The sequence below is a fragment of the Pseudomonas sp. BW16M2 genome (assembly GCF_014268865.1).
Classification (GTDB): Bacteria; Pseudomonadota; Gammaproteobacteria; order Pseudomonadales; family Pseudomonadaceae; genus Aquipseudomonas; species Aquipseudomonas peradeniyensis.
The window spans coordinates 93,122-107,105 of the sequence record NZ_JABWRI010000018.1 but is presented as its reverse complement, the minus strand read 5'-3'; the positions used below and the strand labels follow the sequence as shown (position 1 = coordinate 107,105).

General features: G+C 61.4%; 18 protein-coding genes and 1 pseudogene. 7 read left to right on the top strand and 12 right to left on the bottom strand.

The window, feature by feature from the left end; translation table 11 throughout:
- The 3 genes from clsB to HU735_RS17215 all read right to left on the bottom strand — a co-directional run.
- A partial coding sequence (clsB, locus tag HU735_RS17225) for a cardiolipin synthase ClsB (RefSeq protein ID WP_186714493.1) occupies nt 1-633 on the bottom strand: 633 nt, incomplete at its 3' end.
- Nucleotides 630-1,403 carry an endonuclease/exonuclease/phosphatase family protein gene (locus HU735_RS17220; RefSeq protein ID WP_186714492.1) on the bottom strand — a complete coding sequence of 258 codons (774 nt, stop codon included), beginning with the start codon at nt 1,401-1,403 and terminating at the stop codon, nt 630-632. The genes clsB and HU735_RS17220, both read right to left, overlap by 4 nt.
- Nucleotides 1,400-2,317, bottom strand: coding sequence for a DUF72 domain-containing protein (locus HU735_RS17215; protein ID WP_186714491.1), 918 nt, complete (start codon nt 2,315-2,317; stop codon nt 1,400-1,402). Before HU735_RS17215 ends, HU735_RS17220 begins: the two co-directional genes overlap by 4 nt.
- Before the next feature lie 238 nt (nt 2,318-2,555).
- Between HU735_RS17215 and HU735_RS27140 the strand changes: the two genes are divergently transcribed.
- Nucleotides 2,556-2,846 carry a hypothetical protein gene (locus tag HU735_RS27140; protein ID WP_238349838.1) on the top strand — a complete coding sequence of 97 codons (291 nt, stop codon included), beginning with the start codon at nt 2,556-2,558 and terminating at the stop codon, nt 2,844-2,846.
- 30 nt (nt 2,847-2,876) lie between these two features.
- Here the strand turns inward: HU735_RS27140 and HU735_RS17210 are convergent, their stop codons facing one another.
- From HU735_RS17210 to HU735_RS17195, 4 genes are all read right to left on the bottom strand, one after another.
- Complete coding sequence (locus HU735_RS17210) at nt 2,877-3,251, bottom strand: NUDIX domain-containing protein (RefSeq protein WP_186714490.1); 375 nt, start codon at nt 3,249-3,251, stop codon at nt 2,877-2,879.
- A gap of 35 nt (nt 3,252-3,286) precedes the next feature.
- On the bottom strand, nt 3,287-3,826 hold the full coding sequence (locus HU735_RS17205) for a type 1 glutamine amidotransferase domain-containing protein (protein ID WP_186714489.1): 540 nt from the start codon (nt 3,824-3,826) through the stop codon (nt 3,287-3,289).
- A gap of 46 nt (nt 3,827-3,872) precedes the next feature.
- Entirely contained in the window at nt 3,873-4,016 is a 144-nt protein-coding gene (locus HU735_RS17200) for a hypothetical protein (protein WP_156329633.1), read from the bottom strand.
- A 108-nt stretch (nt 4,017-4,124) separates the two neighbouring features.
- Complete coding sequence (locus HU735_RS17195; RefSeq protein ID WP_186714488.1) at nt 4,125-4,421, bottom strand: hypothetical protein; 297 nt, start codon at nt 4,419-4,421, stop codon at nt 4,125-4,127.
- Nucleotides 4,422-4,652: 231 nt separating this feature from the next.
- On the opposite strand from HU735_RS17195, the gene HU735_RS27295 reads away from it, so the two are divergent.
- From HU735_RS27295 to HU735_RS17185, 3 genes are read left to right on the top strand one after another with little or no spacing between them, the layout of a single operon-like run.
- Entirely contained in the window at nt 4,653-4,784 is a 132-nt protein-coding gene (locus HU735_RS27295; protein WP_273018721.1) for a hypothetical protein, read from the top strand.
- Between the two features lie 13 nt (nt 4,785-4,797).
- Nucleotides 4,798-5,193 (top strand): low affinity iron permease family protein, encoded by a 396-nt coding sequence (locus HU735_RS17190; protein ID WP_186714487.1) that lies wholly within the window; start codon nt 4,798-4,800, stop codon nt 5,191-5,193.
- Nucleotides 5,194-5,207: 14 nt separating this feature from the next.
- Nucleotides 5,208-5,759, top strand: coding sequence for an ATP-dependent Clp protease proteolytic subunit (locus HU735_RS17185; RefSeq protein WP_186714486.1), 552 nt, complete (start codon nt 5,208-5,210; stop codon nt 5,757-5,759).
- A gap of 46 nt (nt 5,760-5,805) precedes the next feature.
- Here HU735_RS17185 and HU735_RS17180 read toward each other — a convergent pair whose 3' ends face one another.
- The 4 genes from HU735_RS17180 to HU735_RS17170 all read right to left on the bottom strand — a co-directional run bounded on the left by HU735_RS17180 (nt 5,806) and on the right by HU735_RS17170 (nt 11,899).
- On the bottom strand, nt 5,806-9,927 hold the full coding sequence (locus tag HU735_RS17180; RefSeq protein WP_186714485.1) for a CheR family methyltransferase: 4,122 nt from the start codon (nt 9,925-9,927) through the stop codon (nt 5,806-5,808).
- A gap of 76 nt (nt 9,928-10,003) precedes the next feature.
- Nucleotides 10,004-10,129 carry a hypothetical protein gene (locus HU735_RS27290; RefSeq protein WP_273018720.1) on the bottom strand — a complete coding sequence of 42 codons (126 nt, stop codon included), beginning with the start codon at nt 10,127-10,129 and terminating at the stop codon, nt 10,004-10,006.
- A gap of 99 nt (nt 10,130-10,228) precedes the next feature.
- Nucleotides 10,229-11,326: a mechanosensitive ion channel family protein gene (locus HU735_RS17175; protein ID WP_186714484.1), complete on the bottom strand. Its 1,098-nt coding sequence runs from the start codon at nt 11,324-11,326 to the stop codon at nt 10,229-10,231.
- A gap of 72 nt (nt 11,327-11,398) precedes the next feature.
- Nucleotides 11,399-11,899, bottom strand: coding sequence for a DUF4142 domain-containing protein (locus tag HU735_RS17170; RefSeq protein ID WP_186714483.1), 501 nt, complete (start codon nt 11,897-11,899; stop codon nt 11,399-11,401).
- A gap of 327 nt (nt 11,900-12,226) precedes the next feature.
- Between HU735_RS17170 and HU735_RS17165 the strand changes: the two genes are divergently transcribed.
- On the top strand, nt 12,227-12,391 hold the full coding sequence (locus HU735_RS17165) for a DUF6021 family protein (RefSeq protein ID WP_186714482.1): 165 nt from the start codon (nt 12,227-12,229) through the stop codon (nt 12,389-12,391).
- 63 nt (nt 12,392-12,454) lie between these two features.
- On the opposite strand, the pseudogene HU735_RS17160 reads toward HU735_RS17165, so the two are convergent.
- Nucleotides 12,455-12,706 (bottom strand): annotated as a pseudogene (locus HU735_RS17160) (DJ-1/PfpI family protein); the annotation flags it as partial.
- Between the two features lie 184 nt (nt 12,707-12,890).
- On the opposite strand from HU735_RS17160, the gene HU735_RS17155 reads away from it, so the two are divergent.
- Nucleotides 12,891-13,133, top strand: coding sequence for a hypothetical protein (locus HU735_RS17155; RefSeq protein ID WP_016486338.1), 243 nt, complete (start codon nt 12,891-12,893; stop codon nt 13,131-13,133).
- On the top strand, nt 13,130-13,927 hold the full coding sequence (xth, locus tag HU735_RS17150; RefSeq protein ID WP_186714481.1) for an exodeoxyribonuclease III: 798 nt from the start codon (nt 13,130-13,132) through the stop codon (nt 13,925-13,927). The genes HU735_RS17155 and xth overlap by 4 nt, the downstream gene beginning before the upstream one ends.
- Nucleotides 13,928-13,984 lie beyond the last annotated feature (57 nt).

Genomic DNA, 13,984 nt, shown 5'->3' with positions numbered 1-13,984 from the left:
GAAGACCTGCAGGTAGCAGACCTCGATATCGTTGCGATGGCGGCGGTTGTCGCGTTCCACCAGCACGGCGCTGGCCGTGCCTGCGGTGGTGCAGGTCGGCTGGACCTGGCTGGCGGCGTCCAGCACGGGGGCGAGCATACGGCACGAGGAAGCGTGCACCTGGGCCACCACCGGGCCGACGACCTCCACGGCGTAGTCCTGCTTGGCCTGCGGGCCGAAGTCGCCAAGGTGGTCGGCGCTGTAGTTGATGCCGCCGATGAACGCGCGCCGCCCGTCGATCACCAGGATCTTGCGGTGCAGGCGGCGGAACAAATTGGTGCGCATGCCAGCCAGCCGGGGTTGCGGATCGAACGAATGGAAACGCACCCCGGCCTCGGTCATCGAGGCGATGAAGCCGTCGGGCAGGTCTGCGGTGCCGTAGCCGTCCACCGCCACCTCGACCCGCACCCCGCGCCGCGCGGCGTCGATCAGGGCCTGGCGCAAGGGTTGGCCGACCTTGTCGTCGTAGATGATGAAGGTCTCCAGGAGGATTTCCTCCCGTGCCTGGGCCATGGCCTCGAACACGCGCGGGTAGTACTGCTCGCCGTTGATTAATAGTTCGACACGGTTGCCGTCGCTCCAGGACTGCTTCATAGCGTCACCTGCGCCACCAGCGGGGCATGGTCGGAGAGGTATGACCACGGGTATCGGGACAACACCCGCGCCTCACAGGCTTGTGCATTGCGCAGGTAGATGCGGTCAAGGCGTAGCAGCGGCAGACGCGCGGGAAAGCTGCGCGCCGGTTTGCCGAAGGCTTCGCGCAGATGGCTCGACAGTCGCGCATCGGCTTTCAGGCGCCAGTCGTTGAAGTCGCCAGCGACGATGACCGGCTCGTCCGGCGGCAGGCTGTCGAGCAACGCCAGCAGCAGGCCGACCTGGCGCTGACGATGGTCTTCGCGCAGTCCCAGGTGCACGCAGATCGCGTGCACCTGCTCATGGCCGGGCACTTCGAGGAGGCAATGCAAAAGACCGCGCTCCTCGTTGCCGTGGATCGTGACGTCGAGGTTGTCGTGGGCGCGGATCGGAAACTTGGACAGCAGGGCGTTGCCATGGTCGCCATGGGGATAGACCGCGTTGCGCCCGTAGGCGAACTGCGGCCACATGCTGTCGGCGAGGAATTCGTACTGAGGTGCCGTCGGCCAGGTCGGATGGCGTTCGGCATGCCGCTGGTGGCTGCCGTGCACCTCTTGCAGGAACACCAGGTCGGCCCCGGTGGTTCGCACCGCCTCGCGCAGCTCCGGCAGGATGAAGCGGCGGTTGAACAGGGTGAAGCCCTTGTGCACGTTGAGGGTCAGCACCGTCAGGCGGTGCACGGCGGTCACTTTGTCGATGATGCAGCGGGGGGCAGGCAGGGTCCCGTTCATAGCGGCTCCTGCGGCTCGACGCCAGGCTCGGTCACCAGCTCGCCTTCAAGGCCGAGCTTGGCCAGCAGGCGGCGGGCATCGTAGGGGGCATGCACTTTCTGGTCGTTGTCGAAGTAGCAGTACACGTCACGGGAGGCGCGTTTTGCCGGGGCGCGGCCTACCACGCGCTGGGCATCTTCCGGCTGGCCGCCGGCAGCCCAGGCCTGGATGCGCAGGCGCCAGCGGCGTAGTGCGCTGGCGGTGTAGCCGCTGCTATAGACCTCGACATCGCCATGCAGGCGCAGGTACACGAAATCGGCCGTGACCTCCTCGACATAAGGCCATTTGCCCGCGCTGTCAGCAACCACCAAGGCAATCTTGTGCTTGCGCAGCAGGCTGATGAAGGTGTCGCAGAGGAAGCTGGGGTGGCGAATCTCCACAGCGTGGCGCAGGCGTGCGTTACCTCGGATGGCAATGCCGCCGTTGCCTTGCAGGCGCTCGGCCGCCTGGCGGGCGAGGAGGCGGGCAGCATCGCGGTCACGCGGCAACTTGGCCAGAAAGTCGCTGAAGCGTTGCGCGTCGAACTTCAGGTTCGGCGGAAACTGCCACAGGAATGGTCCCAGCTTGTCGCCCAGCAGCAATGGGCCCGATGCAAAAAAGTTGGCAAGCGCTTCATCGATCTCGCGAAGCCTGCGCACATGGGTGATGTAACGCGGTGCCTTGACCGAGAACACGAAACCCTGCGGTGTCTCGTCACGCCAATGACCATAGCGTTCCGGTGTCTGCAGCGCGTAGAACGAACCATTGATCTCGATGCTGTTGACCGCCCGCGAGGCGAACGCCAGCTCGTCGTCCTGGCGCAGTCCCTTGGGGTAGAAGTCCTTGCGCCATGGGCCATAGCGCCAACCGGAAATGCCAATGCGGATCTCGCTCACGAGAGCCCCCTGCGTTCGAGTACTCATCAGTAGCGACTGGTAGCGGGATGGGAGGGTTCAGCATGATTGACGAGTGGCGCTGACGGGAAAGTCCTGGTCGAGCGCGGAGTTTCTGTCTGATACTGTCAAGTCAGCGACAACTTCGCTCAACTTTTTGAAAAGGTTCCAGAAATTCGATCAGCGGTCAGTCTCGTTTCCGACAATGTGTCTTACTTACATCTCACCCTGGGAGAAAGTGATGAGAGAAAGAGGCCAGACTTATTGGGATTGGATGGATGCCCAGCTGCACTGCCGTACGCACACTGAAATACTTGATTGCGGCTGGACTATCGATGTCCAGGTGCGCCTATCACGCGTGGGTACCACGCAATTGTTCATGGGCATCTATGGTCACGAGGGCGCATTGATCCACGAAGAGGCCTATGGAACGCGTCCAGGGCAGTCCATGACGACCGCCATGCTGTGGGGTGTCGCCAGAGCGCGTGAACTGGCGTCTTCTCAATCTTGTTCGGATGCCGCTTCCCACTGAAGAGGGAGCGACCGGCCTATGAGTAACTTCCTAGCAAATTTGTCCTGCCCGCTTGAGCAGGTCCAGGTTGGTAGGTTTCACCGTCACATGAACCAACTCGATGGGGGTAAACCAGCGGCATTCGACTATCTCCCCGGATGCGCGCGGTACCTCTGAACACTCGACAGGCATCCGGTAAAGGTAATGTTCTTCCATCGCATAGGCGTGATGGCCAAGGTACCGAGCGTTTCGCAGTGTCAGGCTTGTCTCCTCCCGCAGTTCCCGACGGACCGCCTCGAGTGGTTGTTCGTCCGGTTCGAGCTTGCCGCCGGGCAAAGACCACTCTGGCGCCTCTTTGCGCACGAACAGGATCTTTCCCTCCTGCACGCAAATGACGGTTGAATGCAACTCTCGGGGTTCACTCATGAGGCCTCCCGGGGCAAGTGCTGAATCGACAGCACTCAACCCGCCAGTGCCTTGATCAACTGCTCGTTGAAGGCCGGGATATCGTCTGGCTGGCGACTGGTGATCAGGTTGCCGTCCACCACCACTTCTTCATCTACCCAGTTGCCACCGGCGTTGCGAATATCATCCTGCAACGTCTTGTAGCTGGTCAGCCGCCTTCCTTTGGCCAGATCACTTGACACCAGCAGCCAGGCACCGTGACAAATCACCGCCAGTGGTCTGCCTGCCGAGTTGTGGCTTTTCACCAGTTTCTGAGCCGCGGGTATCAGGCGAATGGTATCGGCGTTCTGTACGCCACCCGGCAGCACAATGGCATCGTACAGATCAAGGTGGGCGCTCTCGAAGGTGGCGTCCACTGCAAACTCGTCGGCAAGCTTGTCGTGATGCCAGCCGCGAACGGTGCCTTCCTTGTTACTCAGAATGTCGATTATCGCCCCATTGGTTTCGAGAGCTTCGCGAGGGCCTGTCAGCTCCACCTGTTCGAAGCCATCAGTGACCAGGAAGGCCACACGCTTGCCATTCAATTGAGCTGTCATTGTTCGATCTCCGTTTTCGATGAGCCTGCGCAAGCGAGGGACTTTGTCATCCGTCGGATTGCTCCTCGGGTGGCACCTGGCCTTCCGGCCAGTCGGGTGCCTCATGTTCCGGATCGGGCGGTGGTACCTTTTCGCCGGGATCGTGTGGTACTTCATCGACGTAAGGGTCTGGATGATTGGGGTCGATCATGGGCTGTTACCTCGTCAGAGAATTTTCGGCCTTGCATACCGCCAGTACCGGGATTGTCAATACGATCCCCAGGGCGAACGCTGTCGCCCTGGGTGGACCCCAGTGAAATCAGCGTTCCTTGTCCATGCCCTGGTCTTGGTCGCGTTGTTGACCACCAACTTTTCCAGGGTCGGTAAGGTTCTCCCTGTCATCAGGCTGTTCCACCGATTGCCCGCCTTGTCGCCCGGTATCCTGGGACTGCGCCCAATCCTTGTCGGTCTTGTCCTCAGGCCGCTGACCGCCTTGCTGGCCGCCTTTCTGCCGGTCGGTCATGTCGCCTGCCGAGCCGTGGCCCCCTTGCTGGCCGGCGTTCCCCATGTTGTTGTCGGCGTTGCGGTCGCCGCCCTTGTCTTGATTGTTAGCCATGATGGCTTACCTCTGGTCGAACACAGGAAGGTCTGTGTTCAGTTATGACTGGGCTGTCAGTCATCGCAGTAAAAATATTCTCGAGTTTTCGGACCAGTTGCCTGAAGGACCGCGAGGCAAATATTTAGCGGGTGAACAACCGCAGTACAGGTCATGGTCTGGGAGAAAAACTGGAACTTTGCGCGCCTTGCGAGCCTCCACCGCATGCCGGCGCGTAAACCGAGGTGAGCCATGAATAGCGACGACGATTTCGACGACGATCAACCGGAACCCCCGGTGCAACCGGATGAGGGGGAACCGGAAGTGCAGCCGGACGACCCGGACATCGAAGGCCTCCCTGACGAAACCGGGCAACCGGCCTGAAGGAGATCCAGCCATGAAATTCGACCGGTTTGCCCAATGGCTGGCCAACCACAGTGGACGCCCGGTGACCTTCGCCATCGCATTGATGCTGATCATCGCCTGGGGCGTGAGCGGGCCGTTTTTCCACTTCAACGACACCTGGCAACTGGTGATCAACACCTCGACCACGATCATCACTTTCCTAATGGTGTTCCTGATCCAGAACACCCAGAACCGCGACAACGATGAGTTGCACATCAAGATCGACGAGCTGCTGCGCACCACCAAGCGGGCGCACAAGGCACTGCTCGACCTCGAGGACATGGGGCCGGCCGAACTGCATGCGCTGCGCAAGCATTACCAGCAGATGGGCGAGCACGATCCGGCGACGCCGGGCAGTGACGCTGTGGAAAAGAACACGCCTGACTGACCCTGGAGGACGACATGGCCAGACACATCATCCACTACACCGGCCCGATCAACTCCGCGACCTGCGGCAACCTGATCAATACCTGCTCCAAGGCCCTGCAGCAGGGCGCCGAGGTATTGCAGTTGAACATCGCCACCATGGGCGGCGAATGCAGCTATGGCTTCACCCTGTACAACTTCCTGCGTGCCTTGCCGGCGCCGGTGCATACCCACAACCTGGGCACGGTCGAGTCGATGGGCAACATCCTGTTCCTGGCCGGCGTTCATCGTACGGCCTGTGCCTGCAGCAAGTTCCTGTTCCATCCCTTCCATTGGACCTTGCATGGCTCAGTGGACCATGCGCGCATGGCCGAATACGCCATGAGCCTGGACTACGACCTGCGTCTGTATGCGCAAATCGTCGCCGAGCGGACCGAAGGCGCCAGCGACGTGCTCGACGTGCCGCGCTGCCTGATGGCCTATCCGCGTATCCTGGCGCCGCAGGAGGCGCTGGCCAGTGGAATGATCCATGCCATCGACGAAATGCCCATCGCCGCGGATGCGGTGCAATGGAGCGTGCATGCGTGAGTGGGGCACATGCCAGTGGAATTAGCGTTGATGGCGCTGTGCCGGTTCAATAGGGCACCGACCCGCACAGTGTCTCTATGGCCTCGACCAATTCGTCATAGCCCACCGGTTTACTCAGGTGGCGGTCAAAACCTGACTGGCGCGAGCGGTACTGGTCGGCGCTGGCGCCATACCCGGTCAAGGCAATGGCCGGTGTATAGCGCAGGTGTTCCAGGCCACGCAGCGCCTTGATCAGGGCGTGGCCATCCATTACCGGCATGCCGATATCGGACAGGATGATATCGTAGCGCCCGCTGGCGGCGGCCTCGAGCGCCACTTGCGGGTCGCTGTAGGCCTCGACTTCCGCGCTTTCCATCTCCAGCAACTGCTGCATGACCTCGAGAATTTCCACCGAGTCGTCCACCAGCAGCACCTTGATACCGTCCAGGCGGCCCTCGCTGGTCTGTTCGGGCGACGTTGACGGCGCCTGGCGCCCGGGCGCGCACAGTGGCAGGCTGACCGTGAAGGTCGTGCCGCAACCAAGCCCCGGGGAATACGCCGCCACCGTCCCGCCATGTGCCTCGACCAGCTGGCGCACCAGTGACAGGCCGATACCCAGGCCGTCGCGGTGGTTGCCGGACAGCTGCGGAGCGGCCTGGGTGAACAGGTCGAAAACGCTCTCCAGGCTCTCCTCGGTCAGGCCGACGCCTTGGTCGATTACCTCCAGGCGGGCCTGGGTGTCCCTTCTGCTCAGCACTACGCGAATCTCGCTGCCCGCAGGGCTGAATTTCAATGCGTTGTTCAGCAGATTCCAGACGATCTGCTCGAGCCGCGTGCCATCGGCCTCGATGTGGACAGGTGCGCCATCGGCCGGCAGTGCCAGGCGCACGGCGCAAGGATGCTGTTCGTTGAGTACCACGGCATGGATACCCTGCAACACCGCGCACAGGTCGATCACCTGGGTCTTGAGCTTGAGCTTGCCGGTGCGAATACGGGCGACATCGAGCAGGTCATCGATGATCCGCGCCTGACTGGACACCGCGTCGCAGATGATTGCGGCAGCCTTGCTGGCAGTACTGGCGGCTTTCACCGAGGGCGACCGGCGCAGGATTTCGGCGTTGAGCTGAATCAGGTTTAACGGATGCTTGAGTTCGTGGGACATGACGGCGAAAAATTCGTCCTTCATGTGGCTGCTGCTCTGCGACTCGGCCAGTTGCTTGCTCTGCTCGTCGTGCAGGCGCTTGTGGCCGGTAAGGTCGCGAGCGATCTTGACGTAGCCCCGCAGGCTGCTGCCCTTGAGCCGCGACACCTCGCCGCTGCAGTAGAAACGGCTGCCATCCTTGCGCACGTGCCAGCGCTCGTCCTGGCCGCGGCCATGGAGGCGGGCGCTGCGCAGTTCGCGCTCGGGCACACCGCTGGCCTGGTCCTGCTCGGTGAAGATCAACTGGTAATGGTGGCCAAGGACCTCATCCTTGCCATAGCCGAAAATCAGCGCGGCACCGGTGTTCCAGTCGGTGATCAGGCCTTGTTCGTCAAGCAGGATGATGGCGAAGTCGTGGGTGCTCTCCGCCACCAGGCGCATGCGCTCCTCTCCTTGGCGCAGGCGTTCCTCCGCGGCGCGGCTCTGGCTGATGTCGATGAAGGTCAGCACGGTGCCGTCGACGTTGCGCTCGCTGGCCCGGTAGGGCAGCAGGCGGGCCAGGTACCAGTGCTGGTTGTGGCCGACCACCTCGCGTTCGATGGTGGTCTCGCGCTCGACTACCGCGCGGGCGTCGTCGGCCAGGCCGGGATAGTCGAGGCGATGGGTGATGTCGAGCAGCGAGCGCCCGGTGTCCACCGGTAACATGCTGAAGATGTCGGTGGCCCGGGGGGTGAACCAGCGGATGCACAGGTTGCGGTCGACGAACACCGTGGCGATGTCGGTCGAGGCGATCAGGTTGCTCAGGTAGTCATTGACCTTGTCGGTTTCCTCGACTTTGGTCTTTAGCTCGTAGTTGACCGTCAGCAGCTCTTCGTTGATCGACTGCAGCTCCTCCTTGCTGGTTTCCAGTTCCTCGCTAGCCGAGCGCAACTCCTCGTTGATCGCCTGCATTTCCTCGTTGGAGGCGGTCAATTCCTGGCTGGAAAACTCCGATTGCTCGATGGTTTCCTGCAGTTGCAGGCGCGTGCGATGCAGTTCGCGCTCCAGGTTGGTCAGCAGCATGCCTTCGCTCTGCTCGACGGCGGGGCCGGTGTTGCTGTCGGTTTCGACGCATTGGAATACCACCAGCAGGCAGTCGGTGCCACTGGGGTCATCCTGGTGCGACTGAATCAGGATCTGTACGGAGGTGGGGTGTTCGTCGAGGCTGACCGCGACCCTGCGCGATGTTACCGCCTGGCCGCTGCCTTGTGCCTGCAGCAAGGTGCTGCGCAGGGCAGGCCGCAACGGCGCGATGACCAGGCTGAGCAGGTTGTGGCTGAGCTCGCCACCTGCGTGACGCAGGAAACGTCCGACGCCTTCGCTCATGTGCAGGATATTGCCCTCGGTATCGACCACCAGGCTAGGCGGCGTGCAGCGGGCGAGGGCGCGGTGATGAATCTCGGCGTAGGACAAGCGGCGACTGCTACGCGCGCGGGCAGGAGACGCCAGCGCAGGTTCCGGGGCCTGCAGGCGCGCCGGATGGCTGGTGGTCTGCACCTCCCGGGCACGGAAGATACGATTGCGTTTGTCTACAGCGACAAACAGGTCGGCGGCAAGGTCGGTCGACTCGGAGCTGCCCAGGAACAGATGGCCACCAGGACGCAGGGCGAAATGGAACAGGCGCAGGATGTCGCGCTGCACATCGCGGTCCAGGTAGATCAGCAGGTTGCGGCAGACGATCAGGTCGAGTTGGGAAAAGGGTGGATCGGATAGAAGGTTGTGGCGGGCGAACAGGACCTTTTCCCGAATTTCCTTTCGCACCCGGAAATGCTGGTCCTCCTTGATGAAGAACTGGCGCAGACGTGCCGCCGACACATCGGTGGCGATGGCGTCCGGATACCGCCCGGCGCGGCCAATGCCGATGGCACGTTCGTCGAGGTCGGTGGCGAATACCTGCACCTGGGCACTGCGCTGTTCCACCGCCGACTGCTCGGCCACCAGCATCGCCAGGCTATAGGCCTCCTCGCCAGTGGAGCAGCCAGCCGACCAGATACGTACCTCGCGCGCGGACTCTTCATTGGCATCCTTGCTGACCAGACCCGGCATCACATGGCGCTGCAACGCGTCGAACGCCTCGCGGTCGCGGAAGAAGTTGGTCACGCCGATCAGCATGTCGGCCAGCAACGCCCGCGATTCCTCAGGGTGGCGTTGCAGGAAGTTGAGATAGCCGGCCAGGTCTGTCTGGCCGGTCACATGCAGGCGGCGCTCCAGGCGGCGCAGCACGGTGGCGCGCTTGTAATGGCTGAAGTCGTGCCCGGTCTCGCCTTGCAGCGCCAGCAGGATCTCGTCCAGCAACGGGTCGCTCGCCGCCGGATCGCCCTCACGCTCCCCCAGTGGCGGCGGCAGGCTGTCGTCTTCGATTTCCGGAAGCTTCACCTGGCGCGCCGTGCGCCACAACTCGACCAGGCGCGCGGGCATCTCATCCACCGGCAGCAGCAGGTCGACCATGCCGGTGGCCAACGCCGCACGTGGCATATCGGGATACTCGGCATCGTCAGGTGCCTGCACCAGGGTCACACCACCTTGCTCCTTGATTCTCGACAGGCCTACGGCGCCGTCGCTGCCCGTACCGGAGAGCACCACGCAGAAGGCGTGATCCTTGTGAACGTCGGCCAGGTCGCGAAAGAATAGGTCGATGGCCACATGATCGCCGCGACTGCGCTTGGCCGGGCTGACCCGCAGGTAGCCGTCGTTGGTCGACAGGCGATTGGCCGGTGAGATGACGTAGACATGGTTGCGTTCGATCGGTACCGGCTCGCTGACCTGGCGCACCGGCATGCGGGTGACGGCCTGGATGATCCGGTCGGCCTGGCTCTGATGGTCCGGGGACAGGTGCAGCACCACGACGAACGCCATGCCGGAATCGTCCGGAGTGTGCTGGAAGAACCGGCGAATCGCCTCCAGGCCGCCGGCCGAGGCGCCGAGGCCGACCACAGGGAAATCCAGGTGGCTGGGGCTGAGCGCCGGATTGTGCGGCGAGGCGAGGGGCGATTTGCTGGACGACTTCATGGCATCAGCCTTGTACGGAGCGGGAAATGGCCCTGAGCGAATCGCCGGGCACTGGGCGCAGATTATAGGCTGCTGGTCACCATGGCGACGAGCGGTTGTCCTCGATCAGCGCATTGGCAGCATGGTCAAGTTGGTAGGCGCCGCAGAACAGCCGGCAATTCTGCCCCAGGGCAAGCTGTTCGCAGGACCGGGCCAGGGGCATGGAGACTCCGTTATCCGATATGGGTAATAAAACCTGTGACTGCTGACGAAGCGAATAAGTGCGAACGACTGACAACGTCTTGCATCACCCAGTGCGCCGTCACAGTGCCTGAGACTGAACGAGGGGTTGCGGCAGCGCCGTAACTTTGATGGCACGCACTGGCACGGCAAATTTGGCGCCGATTCGGGTGAAGCGTTCGAGCAGGTGAAAGTTGATGGCCTGTTGAATATCCATGTAGAGGTTGTAGCCAGGGTCTCTCACGATATAGACGCATTCGAACTCCAGCGCCTCTTTGCCAAAGCCCCGCAAGTGAGCGCGGTCGAAACGCACCTGCTGCTGGGCCTTGATCGCCTCTTCGACGATGGTGGGTGCCTGTTTCACCGCATCGGTGGGCGTGTCGTACGACAAGCCGAACTCGAACACGATGCGTCGCTCCTCCAAGCGCTTGTAGTTCTGGATGGTGCTGCTGATCATGCTGGCATTGGCCATGACGATCTGCTCACCGCCCAGGCTGCGAATGCGTGTAGTCTTCAGCCCAACATGTTCCACGGTGCCGGCCAGTGGGCCGATGACGATGAAATCGCCGACTTCGAAGGGTTTGTCGACGGCAATCGACAATGAAGCGAACAGGTCACCCAGAATGTTCTGCACGGCCAGGGCCACGGCAATGCCGCCCACACCCAGGCTGGCCACGAAGGCGGTGATATTGACGCCGAGATTGGACAGCATGGCCAGCAACACTACCGACCACAGCAGCACCCGTGCCCCCCAGGCCGAAAGCGTGGCCAACGCGCTGCCTTGATACAGGCCGTCGGCGCTATGTCGGCTGAAGTAGCGGTTCAGGCCCAGCGCGATGGCGCGATTGGCCCATAGGCCGATCTGCAAGGCGGCGACCACGAACCACAAGCTACTGACCCGGCCCAACCAGCGCTCGGGCAGGTCCAGCATGCTCAAACCGACCAGCAGCGAAGCGAGCAGAAGCAGGCTGTTGCTGGTACCAGCCAGTACCTTGGCCAGCACCTGACTCATTGCCCCGTCATGTTCGGACCAGCGCTGCACCCGGCGCATCAACAGGCCGATGACAGCTCTGGCAATCACGAACGTCAGCACGGCAACGCACAGCGCTACCAGCAGGTTGAGGATGGAAATGCCGAAAAATGTGGCGTCGGTGAACAGTTCGATGATTCGATCATTCATGGGGAGCCCACCTCCAGATGGCTCAAGTTAGGGCCGCAAGGCGGCCCCTGGGATTGCGCGGTGACGTGTGGGTTACTTGCCGTGGGTGGCTTGCAGCGCCTTGGCCTGTTCCAGATGGTGTTGCAGCGTTGGCAGCTTGTCGCTGGCAAAGGCTTTCAACTCAGGCTTGTCAGAGGAGGCGGCCTCTTTCTTGAACAGTTCCACGGCCTTTTCGTGCGCGTCGACCTGGTTATTGACGTAGGACCGGTCGAACGACTCCTCGCGCCATTCGAGAATCATCTTTTTGACCTTGTCGGTCAGCGCCGCCTCGTCGGGCACGCTGATGTCCAGCTTGCGGGCGATATCACCAAGCTCCTGGTTGGCTTTGGTATGGTCTGTGACCATTTGCTGGGCGAATTGCTTGATGTCTGCGCTTTGGCTCTTTTCCTGCGCCAGGTTGCCGGTGACCACTTCGGCGATACCGGCTTCAGTGGCCGCATCGACGAAATCGTCCGAAGACGCTGCCTGTACCTGCAGTGAAGCCAGGCCCATCAACAGGGTTACCCCGGCGATTTTCAAGAATGGTTTGTTCATCTGTCACTCCTTCGCTTGGTGGCTGCGACCTCTATGCCGCAGTCGGTTGAGCCGTAGGAGCAGGTGAAGGTTTAATTTTTCTGGAATAAACGGCCACCGTGAGGGCGCAACCGGCGTTTTGGGCACCGCTCATCCACTATGTCGGAATCAGAACGAACTCGCGGATACCGTTCAGACTTATCCAGCAGATGGCATGTAAAAGGAACTTTACCGGTCTTGCGATCCTCCACCGGATGCCGGTGTCTCACCGAAATATTTCATGAACAGCCCATTCAGAAAGGGGGCAATACCCTGACGGTGAATAAATCACACTTCGGAGACTGCAAAATGAACAAATCCGACGATCAGCAGCCGAAAGGCCCCCATTCTTCCGATCATGCAACGACTGATCAGGACCTGGGATTCGATCCGGACTCTCCAGACCTGGACGACCCTCAAGTGGACCCCCAAGGCCCAGCGAAAGCGCCCAAGGATGTGGAAAAGAAACCGTGAGCTTGCCTAACCTGAACGCTTGCCTGAGCAGAGCAGTAGGTTGAAGTGTTTGCTTGCCCATGGTCAGCAAGTGAACAAAGCACGGGCTCGGATCAACTGATCATTGAAGGCGGTTATATGATCCGGCATGCGGCTGGTGATCAAATTCCCATCCACCACTACCTCTTCATCTACCCAGAGGCCAGCTGCATTGCGGATATCATCCTGCAAGGTCTTGTAGCTGGTCATCCGATTGCCCTTGGCCACTCCACTCGATACCAGCAGCCAGGCGCCGTGGCTGATTACCGCTAAAGGCTTGCTGGCCGAGTTGTGGCTACCCAATTTTGCACTTATCGTTCAATCTCCGTTTTCGCCAAGTGTGGACGTGGGACGTGTCGGACGGGGTGAGAAGTTCCAATGCACTACTTCAGCGGTAGGGTTGCTGACCGACTGACCGTTGCGGTTGAACATTGCGCGGCGCTTGGGCTCTCACTAGCAGGGATAGAACGAGGCGGCCGTCATGAGCATCGAACGCAGCATTCCTGAACTTGAAGCCTGGTACGCGCAGTACGACGACATCAGCTACCGGCGCGAATCGCCGGACGCCTACCACCATGAACTGGTTCGCACCGCCGAGGCGCTACGGGACGACGGTGCCATTGATTGGGATGACTGGTTGGCGCTGAAGGCACTGGCCGACGAGGCACATATCCGGGCACTGGAAGATGCCGTACAGGCTCACGTGAGCGACCCTGACGCATGAAAGCGCTTAAGATCGCCACCTTCAATATCAATGGCATCCGCAGCCGCCTGCCCGCGCTGTTGGCTTGGCTGGAGCGGGAGCAGCCGGACATTGCCTGCTTGCAGGAGCTAAAGGCGGCCGACCAGCAGTTTCCTCGCCAGGCCATCGAAGCGGCAGGTTATGGGTGCCTTTACCAGGGGCAAGCCTCCTGGAACGGCGTGGCTATCCTGGCGCGCGATAGCGAGCCGCTGGAGGTACGTCGCGGGCTGCCTGGCCTACAGGACGATCAGCAAAGCCGCTATCTGGAAGCTGCGGCGCACGGTGTATTGGTGGGCTGCCTTTACCTACCCAATGGCAATCCGCAACCCGGCCCGAAGTTCGATTACAAACTGCGCTGGTTCGAGTGCCTGATCAAGCATGCTCAAACACTGCATGTCAGCAGCTATCCTGCGGTGTTAGCGGGGGACTTCAACGTTGTGCCCACCGATCTGGACATCTATAACCCGCGCTCATGGCTCAAGGACGCGCTGCTGCAACCTGAATCGCGGGCGTATTTCCAAGAGTTGTTGGCCCAGGGCTGGGTCGATGCTGTTCGCCACCTTTATCCCGAGCAGCGCATTTACACGTTCTGGGACTATTTTCGCAATCACTGGGCGCGTAATGCCGGGCTTCGTATCGATCACCTGCTGCTCAACCCGGGTCTGAGCCCTTATTTGAAGCGGGCGGGCGTGGATGCCTGGGTGCGTAACGAAGCCAAGGCCAGTGATCATGCGCCGGTCTGGATCCAGTTGGGCGGGCGCCGCCAGCAATGCTAGGCTGTTCCCGGGAACGTATGGGCAGGACAGGCGTCTTTGGCCTGTTCATTGTAGGCG